This window comes from Pseudomonas songnenensis, from assembly GCF_003696315.1.
GTDB lineage: Bacteria > Pseudomonadota > Gammaproteobacteria > Pseudomonadales > Pseudomonadaceae > Stutzerimonas > Stutzerimonas songnenensis.
Genome location: NZ_RFFN01000004.1, coordinates 334640 through 346583, shown reverse-complemented (window position 1 = coordinate 346583; position 11944 = coordinate 334640). Strand labels below are relative to the sequence as shown.

Sequence of the window (11944 nt, the reverse complement as noted above, 5' to 3'; positions counted from 1 at the left end):
TGAACACGACCAGGCTGAAGCTAGTACTCGGAGCTGCCACGAGGGCAGGCAGAGCTGCACTGGCCCTGCCAAAATCCAGACCCGGCGTCGCGGTAGAAGTTCTCAAAATCCGATCAACAGCTGCTGCCGGAACTCGCAACCTGCCTACCTGCTCCGAATACAGAGTCGTTAACGCGATGACCCTGAACCAGCCGGAGCAAAAAACATGCAAGAGATCGAGCAAGTCGTAGCTTTTTTGCAGCGCGAGGAACTGAAGCTGACCACTGCCGAGTCCTGCACCTGCGGGTTGATGGCCTCGCTGATGGGCGATATCCCAGGGTGCGGCCAGGTACTCGACAGCGGCTTCGTGGTCTATTCCCCCAAGGCAAAGAACCGCCTGCTCAACGTGGATTTCGAAACCATCGAGCGATTCGGCCTCACCAGCGAAGAGGTTGCGTGCGAGATGGCCATTGGTGCGCTGAACGCCAGCGGCGCCACCCTGGCTGTTTCCAACACCGGCGTTGCGGACGATGACCAGGAGGATGAAGGGGGTACCCAGTGTTACGGCTATGCACTGATGCGGGGCGAACGACAGGTGGTCGCGAGCGAAACGGTGCAGTTCGACGGCGACCGCGTGGAGATCCGCAAGCAGGCCGCGCGGTACGGTCTCACCCAGCTGCAGATCAAATACGAGCAGTTGTTGAAGAAGCTGGAAGAACGCGACGACGAATGATCACACCGGCGGCTGGCGCTCCGGTTCCACATGTTCGGGCTGCGAAGTATCGATACGCTGCTTGTGGCCGACGCTGAGATCTGCCCGAACCTGCGGCAACGAATGTGGAAACTGACGTTGAATGAAGCCCAGCAGGTTCTCACGGATATGGCAGCGCAGATCCCAGTTGCGCGACGAGTCCGGTGAACTCACCAGCGCACGCAGCTGAATGGATTTTTCACTGGTGTCGGTTACCTGCAGCACGCAGACCCTGCCATCCCACAGCTCAGGCACTTCCTTGCACAGACGGCGCAGCTCTTCGCGTAGCGGCTCCAGTGGAAGCGAGTAATCCGCCCAGAGGAACACCGTACCGATCAGGCTGGAGCCGCGGCGGGTCCAGTTCTGGAATGGTTTCTCGATGAAATACTGCAGCGGCACGACCAGGCGACGGTCATCCCAGATGCGCACGACGACGTAGGTGCCGGTGATTTCCTCGATGCGTCCCCACTCGTTTTCGACGATGACCACGTCGTCCAGGCGAATGGGCTGGGTCATGGCGATCTGCACACCCGCGATCAGGTTGGCCAGCACGGGCCTTGCAGCAAAGCCCACGGCAAGCCCGGCAAGCCCTGCCGAGGCCAGGAGGCTGGCACCGAACTGACGGGCACCGGGGAAGGTCATCAACATGGCCGCCGCGCCCACCAACAGCACGAAAAACGCCAGCGTGCGCAGCAGCACCCGCGATTGTGTCTGGATCTGCCTGGCGCGCAGGTTGTCGACCACATCTACCGGATTGCGCAGCAGGATGAACTGCTGCAGACCGCGCAGCAGGCGCATCACCAGCCATGTCAGGGTGGCGATGATCAGCAGGGTAGCGACGTGGCGTGCGCCATCGATCAATAGCAGGTCATCGGACGCCGACGTCCAGACGCCCTGAAGCCCTATCAGCGGCAGCAACACCCGAATCGGTTTTTCCAGCTGCTCGGACAACTCGCGAGTAAACAGGAACGCTCGGGCCAGACGCAGCATCAGGGCAGTCAGCAGACGGCCGAACAGGCTCAGGACCAGTACCACGAACAGCGCGGCCGCCAGCGTACGTAACGCCGGCTGGCTGATGTACTGGTCCCATTCCATCAAGAAGGCAGGAAGTTCGATAGCGCAGCTCCGGTCAGCGTTCGTCAGGGCCAGTGACAGGCTGCATCAGGCAAAAGTTCAGCTTGCTACGGCGCTATGGCAAGCCGGACGGGTGGGGGGAACTCTTGCCGGCGGGGTCTTTCACAAAATCAAGTGGGCCGATCCTCTGGCCCTGTTTTTTCAGACCTGAGTGGAGATATCCAATGCAAAGTGCACAGACCGGCAACGATGTCCGTATCGAACGCCTCATCGAGTGGTTGCGCGACGCCCATGCCATGGAAGCACAGGCCGAAACCATGCTGAACAAGCAGGCCAGCCGCATCGAGCACTACCCGGAGCTCAAGGCGCGTATCGACCAGCACATCACCGAAACCCAGAATCAGGCCAGGCTGATCGAAGGCTGCCTGCAGCGCTACGACAAGTCCTACTCGGGCCTCAAGGACCTGGGCGGCAAGATGATGGCGATGGGGCAGGCCATGGGCGGCATGATGGTCAACGACGAGATCGTCAAGGGCGCACAGATGGGTTACGTCTTCGAGAACCTGGAAATCGCCTCCTACACCATCCTGATCGCCGCCGCCGAAGCGGTAGGCGATACGCAGACCAAGGAGGTTTGCGAGCGCATTCTGGTCGAGGAGGTCGCGATGGCGGATTGGCTGCGCGAGCACTTGCCGGAACTGACGCAGGCCTATCTGACCCGGGCAGCAGAGCCTAACGTCGAAGCCAAGCGCTGATCGCCCCGTTGCAGACCCGGTCGGCGTCCGGCCGGGCTTCACCCGCCCCCATAGAGACCCGCACATGCATCCAGCACGGCATGTGTGCGGTGGTAGCTACCGATGAGACCACGCCCTTTAGTCAAAACCCTGACCTTTGCCGTACTGCATTTCGCCACGGCGTTCATCGTCGTCTATGCGCTGACCGGAAGCATCGTGATAGGCGGTGCGGTTGCCCTGATCGAGCCGTTATGCAACACGGTGGTGTTCTACCTGCACGAGCGCGCCTGGCAGCGCTTCGGGCGCCAGAAGCCCGTTCAGTCGCACAGTTACGGTCACGATGTGTTTCTCAAATACATGGGCCGTGGCCAAACCACGGGCAGCCGTGTTGCCAGAACGCCGCGCTGACTGCCAGCCAGTCAATCAGGGCGGTCAGCCAGCTCGGCATCGGCGCGCAAGGTGCTGCGCGTGGCACACATCTCTATGCGAAGTTCCTGAGCAAGACGTACCAGGTTCGCCGCGTCGCGGCACTGGTCATAGGAGATACCGAGAACGGTCAGTTCTTCGTCTGGCGGCTCGTGATAAAGGCGCACGCTAAGTGAACTGTCGGGCTCTGCGCGGCACTCGCACTGAAAGGGCCGCAAATAGGTGTGCAGAATGGCTTCGATCTTGAACAGAGGAAGACGCGTATTCATAAATCCTCCCTAGATAGGAGGTGAATTGAGCGCAGCACTGCATGATCTGCGCATCCCTGGTTTCCCGACGTCCTTCAACCGTAGCAGTGACCGTCCAGATGTAAATGCGGCAATACGTCCACTCGGCGGATTAAGCCTTGCGAAGGCTCTACGAAGGGCCCTTTGAACAGTGCCGCTTATCGGAACGCCCGCTCTGGCTGTGACGCCGTTAGCTGAACTCATAGCAGCGGCGGATGACCAAATTAAGTACGTAGCCCAGCGGAGATTCGAGATGAAAAGACTGATGCTCGCGGCAACCCTCAGCGCGCTGTTCGCGACGCCGAGCATGGCCCAGTTTCCGGCTGGCACGCCAAGGGACGATACCGGTTCACGTCCTAGTCCGATGGGTAATCCCACGCCACAGGAAGAGGTCGAAACCCGCAAGGATCATCAGGGCCGCACGGTGACCGAAGATGGCCGACTCGTGGCTCCGCAGCCGGACAGTGACGAGGACTCGACGGACCCTGCCCGGCACTCGGCCCCGGGCGGCCCCAACGATACGTCCACTGACGCCGGGAAGCTGGAATAGCCACCAGCGAAGTCGCGCGGAGGCCGGCCATGGCGCTCGAAGACTACCAACGCATGCGTGACTTCGCCGCCACGCCCGAGCCCGCCGGCAAGGCGCGGCCCAAGTCGCGCAAGAGCCAGGCGCTGCAGTACTGCATCCAGAAGCACGACGCCACGCGTCTGCATTACGACTTCCGCCTGGAACTGGACGGCACGCTGAAGAGTTGGGCCATCCCCAAGGGCCCCAGCCTCGACCCGAGCGTGCGCCGGCTGGCCGTGCATGTGGAGGATCATCCGCTGGAATACGCCACGTTCGAGGGCAGCATTCCGGCGGGACATTACGGTGCAGGGGACGTGATCGTCTGGGATCGTGGCGTGTGGACACCCGAGGGCGATCCACGAGAGGGGTATCGCAAGGGCAAGCTCAAGTTTGCGCTTGAGGGCGAAAAGCTCGCCGGCAGTTGGAATCTGGTGCGCACGCAGATGGATGGGAAGAAGGAACAGTGGTTCCTTATCAAGTCCCGCGACGAGGCGGCGCGCGAAGAGGGCGAGTACGACATCGTCGCCGCCGAGCCGGATAGCGTGCTCAGCGACCGCACGCTGGTACCGCGCAAGCGCGGAGCGAAGGCAGGGGTTGCCGAGTCACCGCCCAAGCCGGTCAAGACGCCGCCCAGAAAACCCGCTGCACGCAAGCCGACAGCCGAGGTAACGCTCGAAGGCGCGATTCCGGCCGAGTTGCCGGCGAGCTTCAAGCCGCAGCTGGCCACGCTGGTCGATGCAGTACCGGCGGGTGACTGGTGCTACGAGATCAAATTCGACGGCTACCGAATGCTCGCGCGCATCGATGCCGGCGAGGTCAAACTGTTCACCCGCAACGGCCATGACTGGACGGCGAAGATGCCACAGCAGGCCGCGGCGCTTGCGGGGCTCGGGCTCGAATCGGGCTGGCTGGATGGCGAGATGGTGGTACCGAACGAGGAGGGCACGCCGGACTTCCAGGCCCTGCAGAACGCGTTCGAAGCCGGGCGCAGCGGCAGCATTCTTTATTACCTCTTCGATCTGCCCTACCTGAACGGCATGGATCTGCGCGAGGTGGCCCTGGAGCAGCGCCGCGCGGCCCTGCGTGAGGTGCTGGGACGCAGTGACAGCGAGCTGCTGCGTTTCTCCGAGGATTTCACCGAGCAGCCGGACAGCATTCTCGAAAGCGCCTGCCAGATGAAGCTCGAAGGATTGATAGGCAAGCGCGCCGGCAGCAGCTACACGTCAAAACGCAGCAGCAGCTGGGTCAAGATAAAGTGCAGCAATCGCCAGGAATTCATCATAGTTGGCTACACCCAGCCCAAGGGGACCCGTACCGGCTTCGGCGCGTTATTGCTCGGGCTGCATGACGAGAAGGGCAAACTGCTTTACGCGGGGAAGGTTGGCACCGGTTTCAATCAGGCCACGCTGAAAAGCCTGCACACGCAACTGAAGAAGCTGGAAACCGACAGGAGTCCACTGGCCAAGGCTGCACCTGCGGCCGACGTGCGCGGCGCGCAGTGGCTCAAACCCGAGCTGATGTGCGAAGTCGCCTACGCCGAAATGACCCGCCAGGGGGTGGTCCGCCATTCGGTGTTCCATGGCTTGCGCACCGACAAGCCGGCCGAGGCGATTACCCATGAACGGGCCAAGCCAGTCGCCAGTCCGGTAAAGTCGGGCGCAGGGCGCCAGGCCGACTCCATCGGCAGCGGCCGGATCAAGATTTCCAACCCCGAACGGGTCATCGACCCCAGCAGTGGCATCACCAAGATCGAGCTGGCCCGCTTCTATGCGCAGATCGCGCCCTGGGTGCTGCCGCAGCTGCATAACCGGCCGCTGGCGCTGGTCCGCGCGCCGGAAGGCATCAGCGGCGAGCTATTCTTCCAGAAGCACGCCGACAAGCTGGCCATTCCGCATATCACCCAACTGGACCCGGCACTCGATCCGACGCATGGAGCGCTGCTGGTGATCGACAGCGCCGAGGCGCTGGTAGGCGCAGCGCAGATGGGCACCATCGAGCTGCACTGCTGGAACGCCGTTGCGCCCGACCTGGAACACCCGGATCGCTTCGTGCTGGACCTCGACCCGGACCCGGCCTTGCCGTGGAAGCGCATGATCGAAGCGACCCAGCTGACTCAGACGCTGCTCGACGAGATCGGCCTCGCATCGTTTCTCAAGACCAGCGGGGGCAAGGGCCTGCATATCGTCGTACCGCTGGACCGGGTGCACGATTGGACGGAGGTTAAAAGCTTCAGCCAAGCCATCGCCAGGTACCTGGCGAAACTCCTGCCATCACACTTCTCGGCGGTCAGCGGCCCGAAGAACCGGGTCGGGCGCATCTTCATCGATTACCTGCGCAACAGCCGCGGTGCCAGCACCGTAGCGCCTTATTCGGTGCGAGCCCGCGAGGGGCTGCCGGTTTCCGTGCCCATCCACCGCGAAGAGCTGGCTGATCTTAAGGGCGCCAACCTGTGGACCGTTCGCAACCTGCTGGAGCGCCTACATGAACTCGGCGACGACGACCCATGGGCCAGCATCGGTAAAACCCGGCAGCGGCTGACCAATGAAATTCGTGAGCGGTTGGGCATGACGCATTAACCGCCGTCATCCGTCTGTTCACGGCTCTGGCTGCATCCAATAGGAGACCCGCACGGTCACCCCAGGCAAACAGTCGATCTGTTCAGGAGAGGCAAAGGCGAGGGACGCACCAAGAAGGCCAGCATGAAGTCGGCCAACAACAATACGTCAAAGGAGTGTTCCGTATGTTCGCGCATAAATCGCTGATCGCCAGCATCCTGCTCGGCTCGTTGCCGGGGCTGGCCCTGGCTCAGGCCATCACTACCCAGACTGGTAATAACAACGAGATTGTTCTCGAGCAGAACGGTCCGAACTCAGCAAGTCAGATGCAGCAAGGAGATGGCAATCTTTCACGAGTCGTGCAGGACGGCGGCGACAACCTGGCGCAGACGAACCAGTTCAATTTCGGCAATCAGACTGACGTGCTCCAGAGCGGATGGTCCAACCAGGCGAGCGTCTTTCAGCTAGGCGATTCCAACTTCGGGCACTCGGCGTCTGTCGTGCAGCTCGGCACGGAGAACCTCGCCGAGGTTGTTCAGACAGATGGCAATGGCGCACAGGCGAACATCCGCCAGGAGGGAGCGGGCAACGTTCACCGGGTCCGACAGCTGAGCTACATGAACCAGAGTGACAGCCGCTCCGTTGGCTCGAACAACCTGACCGAGATCAGTCAGGAGTGGGCCGGCGGTGCCATCGCCGAGCAGTTCGGCGACAACAACCGGATCACGATCGAGCAGGGTTTCCTGCCCTATGGCGGATCGGTCGCGGTGTATCAGGACGGCGGGTCGAATGAAGTAGCGGTCAATCAGCAAGGTGGGCGGTATTACATCGGCGAGGTCGAGCTGACACAGCTCGGCAGCGCTAACCGTGCGCAGGTTACGCAATGGGCCGGTTTCAGCAGTTTCACGTTCGCCCAGGAGGGTAGCGGCAACGTACTGAACGCACGGCAGACGACCCGTGACGGAATCATCCGAGGCCATTCGGTTGGCAACGACAACCGCGTCAACATCAACCAGAGCTTTGACGGCCCAGTGCTCGACATCGCTCAGAACGGTTCGGCCAACGAAATCGATGTGGTGCAGCACACCGCCTACAGCACCGCGTCAATCACCCAGACCGGCGATGGCAACGTTGCGGTGCTGAACCAGACGACGCAATTCGACTATCAGCAGGCGACCGCCACTGCCATCATCCAGAACGGCACCGGCAATAGCGCGTCGATCACCCAGCGGTACTGAGGGCCTTAGCGGGCGCAACCGATTGGCGGTCACACTGCGTTTTCAGTGGTCTATGCAGTCCGGACCCTGACGCAGGTAGGTGGTTTCGTGGGTTTCGCCCTTGGAATCCACGTAGATCATCCTGGCCTGCACGATTTCGCAACCACCTGCCGGGACTTCCATCGACACCACCTTGGCGATGTCCAGTTTGTCGCCGTACTGGTAGGACTTGGGTTCATCGGCATACGCCCACTGGGCGCTGAGGGCCAGACCGGCAATCCAGATCAGGTTCAGTCTTTTCACGGGTAACCTCCAGAAGGGCCTGTGCAGCTGCGACGGATCGACAGGCTGACAGACCATGCAAAACGGCGCCGCCGACCGGCAGGCGTCAAAATAAACGCGGCTGCCACGAGGCAGGCAGCCTGAAGGTGGACAGGGCCAACGAAGTACTCAGTCAATAAGCGAGAACTGAACGCCGTGCGCCCGCGGCTAGCGCGCAGAGGCAGTGAAAAAGCGCTTCGCAGCGTCCAGCGATGAAGTCAGCTCGAGAGGAGAGGGCGTCGCCAGCACCTGTTGCCACAGGACTGACATTTAACGACAGCCGCATGTGACAAATTCAACAAGCACCAGGACAATCAGTGCATTGAGGTCACTTCGGCTCCTTGGCCACCATGAGCAAACGCATTCCCAATTACGCCCTGTACGGGCAGGCGGCGCTGCCAGCTTGGCAGGACCTGTTGCACCTGGAATGGATCAGCGATCGCGGCGACATGCATCATCGTGAGATCAGGCCACACCAACATGACTCACTGTTGCAGGTCGTTTACGTTCGTAGCGGCGAGGGCGAAGTGTCATTGGAAAACAGCCGTATGGCGTTTCATGCACCGTGCCTGATCTTGCTGCCGCAACGTACCGTGCATGCCTTTCGCTACAGCGGGGAAACAGACGGGCCGGTCATCACCGCGGCGCAGCGCCCATTAGAGTCCATGGCACGCATCCTGTCCGGCGATCTGCTGGCATTGATGCAACGTCCGACGGTGATTCCCTTGCCATGGAATACAGACGGCACGGAGCCCATCTGGCCGCTGATTCAGATGATCCAAAGCGAAGCGCAAGGCCAGGAGCGCGGCAACGTGGCTGCCGGACATGCATTGCTGATCGCCTTGCTGGTAAAGATCACGCGTCTGGAACAGCCGGCAGTGCCCGTCAGGCCAGCCAACAGCAGACGATCGACACTGCTTGGGCAGTTTCGCGATCTGGTTGACCAGAAGTTCAAGCAGCATTGGCCGCTTACCCTGTACGCCGAAGCACTAGGCGTCACGCCGGCCACACTGGGCCGAGCCTGCCGCGAAGAACTCGGCGAATCACCGACAGCCGTGATCAACGAGCGAATCGTGCGCGAAGCACAACGACAACTCGCGTACACCGCGCTGGATATCCAGCAGATCGCTCATGAACTCGGCTACGGAGACGCTGCGTATTTCAGCCGGTTCTTCAGAAAGCAGGCCGGTATCAAACCCAGCGAATTTCGCGCTGCGTTTCGTGGGGCGAAATAGCAGCCAGCACCATTTGTAGCGGGATGGAGGCTGACCAGGGACAAGAAGAGCCCCTCATCATGCAACGTCTTACTTCGCATAATCTATATTATGTTAAATAGCGTATTTACGTACTTTGCTTGGTGAGCGCTCAAGTACCGTTAACCGCTACGTTCCGCTTGCCCTTCGGCTCAGCCGATTTGCTATCGTCGGCTATCGCAATGCTCGGGCTGCGCGTTTGATGCGAATTGGCTCGCCTGCCATTGGAGCCCTGCAGCTGTTTATACTGCTGCCCACTTCGTCAGGAAGACCGATATGAGCAGCATTGAAGACCTTAACGCGCAATCACTCAAAGGGCATCAAGGTCTGAAGAGGATCCTCAGAGCGCTTGGCTATTCCATTGCAGGCATTCGCGCCGCGGTAGTCGGTGAAGCTGCCTTTCGCCAGCTGCTGCTGTTGAACGCCGTACTGATCCCTCTGGCGTTCACCTTCGAGGTAAGCCGGATAGAACGCGTGCTACTGGTCATTGTGCCGCTGCTGACGCTGGTTATCGAGCTGGTGAATTCCGCGATCGAAGCAACCATCGACCGAATTTCCTATGAGCTCCACCCCTTGTCCAAGAATGCAAAAGACATGGGCAGCGCCGCCCAGCTGCTGTCTCTTGTCATCGTGGCGGTAACCTGGGTGATGATCCTCTATTGAGCCGCGGCGGGACCTTGCGCATTGGCATCCCGCCGCTTGCCATCAGCCCCGACGGCCTCAGTCTTTCCTGACGTTCTGATAGAGCATCAGCCGCGACGTCTCGTGAAGCCCCCGTGTCAGCTTGACCAGCCGCTGGAACTCTTCAGGGTATTGCTCGGCGACGTCGACCAGTGGCTCCGCTGAGGCGATGTCATGCAGGCTCGGCTGGCTGCCGTCGTGCTGCATCTGCAACAGGAAGTCCTTGGTAACACCGCCGATAAGCGGAAACGTTCCTTCTCGCAGAACAAGCGGAACAACCCGCTCGCCTTCAGGTGCCGGCTGCTGGATATCGCGACCCATCGCGCCATTGCGGTATTCCATTCCCGCCATGCCCAGCACCGTCGGCAGCAGGTCGGCGAGCCCCACGGCCTCTTCGATCACGCGTGGCTCCAGGAGCTTCGGGGCGTGGATCAACAATGGGACATGATTGCTCTCCAGGCCCAGCTTTTCGAACGCCGGCGGCATGTGCGGTATCTGGCTGATGCGAGTGTTGTGGTCGCCAAACATCACGAAGATGGTGTTGTCATACCAGCCGCCTTCCTGCGCGATTTCCATCAGGCGCCCGATGTTGAAGTCCAGAAGTCGGACCGCGTTGTATTGCGCCAGGCTGCGGGAGCCGGCGCCTTGCACGGTCTCTAGCGGCAGATCGCGTACTTCGAAACCGTCGTTCTGTTTGGGAATGGTGAATGGCCGGTGGTTACCCGCCGTCTGGATGTAGGCGAAGAAAGGCCTGCCCTCCCCCTGTTCACGCAATATCCGGTCGCTTTCCTTGAACAGATCCAGATCCGACACGCCCCATACATCGACCATCGGCGATTTCCAGTGGCGCTCTTCGTACAGCTGAACGTCGTCGATGCTTTGGCGAATCAGCGCATTCATGTTCGCCCAGCCGGAGTTGCCGCCGATCATGTAGTACTTGTCGTACCCCTGCAGCGCGTTGATCAGACTGTGCTGGCGGGTAATCAGTGGGTTACGCGTTGCAGTTTCCTGACGTGATACGTCGGGCACGCCGGAGATGCTGGCCCAGACCGTTTTCGCCGTGCCCGTCACGGGCACGTAGAAGTTCTTGAAGAACCAGCTCTGCTGGGCCAGTCGATCGATGTTGGGCGTTGGATTCAGCGGGTTGCCATACGCACCCACGGCACTGGTTCCCAGCGATTCGAGCATGACGAAGACGACGTTTGGTCGCTTGTCGGCAAGTGCATAGGGCTGGGCGCCCTGCTCCCGGCTGAAATTCAGCGATTTCGCATCAGGCTGGTCGACACTCAGGTAGCGGCTGACGACATCGTAGTGAGCCTCGACCTGCTTTCGATCGTATGGCTGGTTCGGCACTTTCAGGGTGTCGTAGAGGAAGATAACCGGGTTAAGGCCGAGCGCGGCAATCTGGTTGTCGCCGGAGAAGAACGCATCGCTCCAACGCAACGGCACCGGATTTTCCAGGTTGATGTTATCGACGCGGCCCAGAATTGCGACGAAGACGGCGGCCACCATCAAAGCGCTGCCCCAGATCAGCGAAAGGCGGCTGATGGGTCTTGCCGGGCGATCCAGCGTGACACGCTCGATACGCAGCAGCAGCCACCAGACCAGAGCAGTGGCGGCAGCCCAGCCGAGGGTGATCCAGACCACCGGATAGGTTTGCCAGACCATGTCGGTCGAAATCTGTGCATCTTCGAGAAAGCGCAACACCGTGGCGTTGATGCGCACGCCCAGGTAGGCGTAATGGCCGAAATCGATGATGTAGACCAGCAGCACCGCTCCGAGCGCCAGCGCGAGATAAAGGCGCGCAAGCCAACGAAGGGTTCGCGAGCGGGTCAGGTTCCATTTGGGCAGCCACGCCAGCAAGGCAATTGGCAGCATCAGCAGGATGGCCAGGCGAAGGTCGAAGCGCAGGCCGATGCCCAGCGTTTCCGGCACGGCGTCGACATCACCTAGCGCGCTGGCCTCGAAACCCGAGAAGCCAACGAAGAAGATCCCGCGCAACACGGCCAGCGTGAGGAACAGAATCCCGACCGCACCGAGCCAGTAGTGCAACCGCCGCGAGCGAACCCAACCCATCATTCCATTCCTCGAATCGTCA

The 11944-nt window shown here is 60.9% G+C and carries 12 protein-coding genes; 8 read left to right on the top strand and 4 right to left on the bottom strand.

The window, feature by feature from the left end:
* Positions 1–205 precede the first annotated feature (205 nt).
* The gene (locus EA798_RS13850) at positions 206–712 is read left to right on the top strand and encodes a CinA family protein (protein ID WP_122099323.1); all 507 of its coding nucleotides are present in this window, start codon (positions 206–208) and stop codon (positions 710–712) included.
* Here EA798_RS13850 and EA798_RS13845 read toward each other — a convergent pair whose 3' ends face one another.
* The gene (locus EA798_RS13845; protein ID WP_122099322.1) at positions 713–1825 is read right to left on the bottom strand and encodes a mechanosensitive ion channel family protein; all 1113 of its coding nucleotides are present in this window, start codon (positions 1823–1825) and stop codon (positions 713–715) included. It abuts the gene before it with no gap.
* Positions 1826–2028: 203 nt separating this feature from the next.
* Between EA798_RS13845 and EA798_RS13840 the strand changes: the two genes are divergently transcribed.
* Positions 2029–2559: a ferritin-like domain-containing protein gene (locus EA798_RS13840; protein ID WP_122099321.1), complete on the top strand. Its 531-nt coding sequence runs from the start codon at positions 2029–2031 to the stop codon at positions 2557–2559.
* Positions 2560–2661: 102 nt separating this feature from the next.
* A complete protein-coding gene (locus tag EA798_RS13835) occupies positions 2662–2946 on the top strand; it encodes a DUF2061 domain-containing protein (RefSeq protein ID WP_122099320.1) in 285 nt (94 codons plus the stop codon).
* An 11-nt stretch (positions 2947–2957) separates the two neighbouring features.
* Here the strand turns inward: EA798_RS13835 and EA798_RS13830 are convergent, their stop codons facing one another.
* Positions 2958–3233 carry a DUF1652 domain-containing protein gene (locus tag EA798_RS13830; protein ID WP_106158709.1) on the bottom strand — a complete coding sequence of 92 codons (276 nt, stop codon included), beginning with the start codon at positions 3231–3233 and terminating at the stop codon, positions 2958–2960.
* Positions 3234–3504: 271 nt separating this feature from the next.
* On the opposite strand from EA798_RS13830, the gene EA798_RS13825 reads away from it, so the two are divergent.
* From EA798_RS13825 to EA798_RS13815, 3 genes are all read left to right on the top strand, one after another.
* Positions 3505–3801 (top strand): hypothetical protein, encoded by a 297-nt coding sequence (locus EA798_RS13825; RefSeq protein WP_106158710.1) that lies wholly within the window; start codon positions 3505–3507, stop codon positions 3799–3801.
* 29 nt (positions 3802–3830) lie between these two features.
* Positions 3831–6395 (top strand): DNA ligase D, encoded by a 2565-nt coding sequence (ligD, locus tag EA798_RS13820; protein WP_122099319.1) that lies wholly within the window; start codon positions 3831–3833, stop codon positions 6393–6395.
* A 164-nt stretch (positions 6396–6559) separates the two neighbouring features.
* The gene (locus EA798_RS13815) at positions 6560–7612 is read left to right on the top strand and encodes a hypothetical protein (RefSeq protein WP_122099318.1); all 1053 of its coding nucleotides are present in this window, start codon (positions 6560–6562) and stop codon (positions 7610–7612) included.
* A 42-nt stretch (positions 7613–7654) separates the two neighbouring features.
* Here EA798_RS13815 and EA798_RS13810 read toward each other — a convergent pair whose 3' ends face one another.
* Positions 7655–7894, bottom strand: coding sequence for a DUF2790 domain-containing protein (locus EA798_RS13810; RefSeq protein WP_122099317.1), 240 nt, complete (start codon positions 7892–7894; stop codon positions 7655–7657).
* A 368-nt stretch (positions 7895–8262) separates the two neighbouring features.
* Between EA798_RS13810 and EA798_RS13805 the strand changes: the two genes are divergently transcribed.
* Together EA798_RS13805 and EA798_RS13800 are read left to right on the top strand one after the other, a co-directional pair.
* Positions 8263–9147 carry a helix-turn-helix domain-containing protein gene (locus tag EA798_RS13805; protein WP_122099316.1) on the top strand — a complete coding sequence of 295 codons (885 nt, stop codon included), beginning with the start codon at positions 8263–8265 and terminating at the stop codon, positions 9145–9147.
* A gap of 294 nt (positions 9148–9441) precedes the next feature.
* A complete protein-coding gene (locus EA798_RS13800; RefSeq protein WP_106154888.1) occupies positions 9442–9828 on the top strand; it encodes a diacylglycerol kinase in 387 nt (128 codons plus the stop codon).
* A 57-nt stretch (positions 9829–9885) separates the two neighbouring features.
* Here EA798_RS13800 and EA798_RS13795 read toward each other — a convergent pair whose 3' ends face one another.
* Positions 9886–11922, bottom strand: coding sequence for an LTA synthase family protein (locus tag EA798_RS13795; protein WP_122099315.1), 2037 nt, complete (start codon positions 11920–11922; stop codon positions 9886–9888).
* Positions 11923–11944: the final 22 nt, after the last annotated feature.

Excerpts from the sequence above, each read along its gene's own strand:
- EA798_RS13850 (WP_122099323.1), top strand. The coding sequence starts at position 206 with ATGCAAGAGATCGAGCAAGTCGTAGCTTTTTTGCAGCGCGAGGAACTG.
- EA798_RS13845 (WP_122099322.1), bottom strand. The coding sequence starts at position 1,825 with ATGGAATGGGACCAGTACATCAGCCAGCCGGCGTTACGTACGCTGGCG.
- EA798_RS13840 (WP_122099321.1), top strand. The coding sequence starts at position 2,029 with ATGCAAAGTGCACAGACCGGCAACGATGTCCGTATCGAACGCCTCATC.
- EA798_RS13835 (WP_122099320.1), top strand. The coding sequence starts at position 2,662 with ATGAGACCACGCCCTTTAGTCAAAACCCTGACCTTTGCCGTACTGCAT.
- EA798_RS13830 (WP_106158709.1), bottom strand. The coding sequence starts at position 3,233 with ATGAATACGCGTCTTCCTCTGTTCAAGATCGAAGCCATTCTGCACACC.
- EA798_RS13825 (WP_106158710.1), top strand. The coding sequence starts at position 3,505 with ATGAAAAGACTGATGCTCGCGGCAACCCTCAGCGCGCTGTTCGCGACG.
- ligD (WP_122099319.1), top strand. The coding sequence starts at position 3,831 with ATGGCGCTCGAAGACTACCAACGCATGCGTGACTTCGCCGCCACGCCC.
- EA798_RS13815 (WP_122099318.1), top strand. The coding sequence starts at position 6,560 with ATGTTCGCGCATAAATCGCTGATCGCCAGCATCCTGCTCGGCTCGTTG.
- EA798_RS13805 (WP_122099316.1), top strand. The coding sequence starts at position 8,263 with ATGAGCAAACGCATTCCCAATTACGCCCTGTACGGGCAGGCGGCGCTG.
- EA798_RS13800 (WP_106154888.1), top strand. The coding sequence starts at position 9,442 with ATGAGCAGCATTGAAGACCTTAACGCGCAATCACTCAAAGGGCATCAA.
- EA798_RS13795 (WP_122099315.1), bottom strand. The coding sequence starts at position 11,922 with ATGGGTTGGGTTCGCTCGCGGCGGTTGCACTACTGGCTCGGTGCGGTC.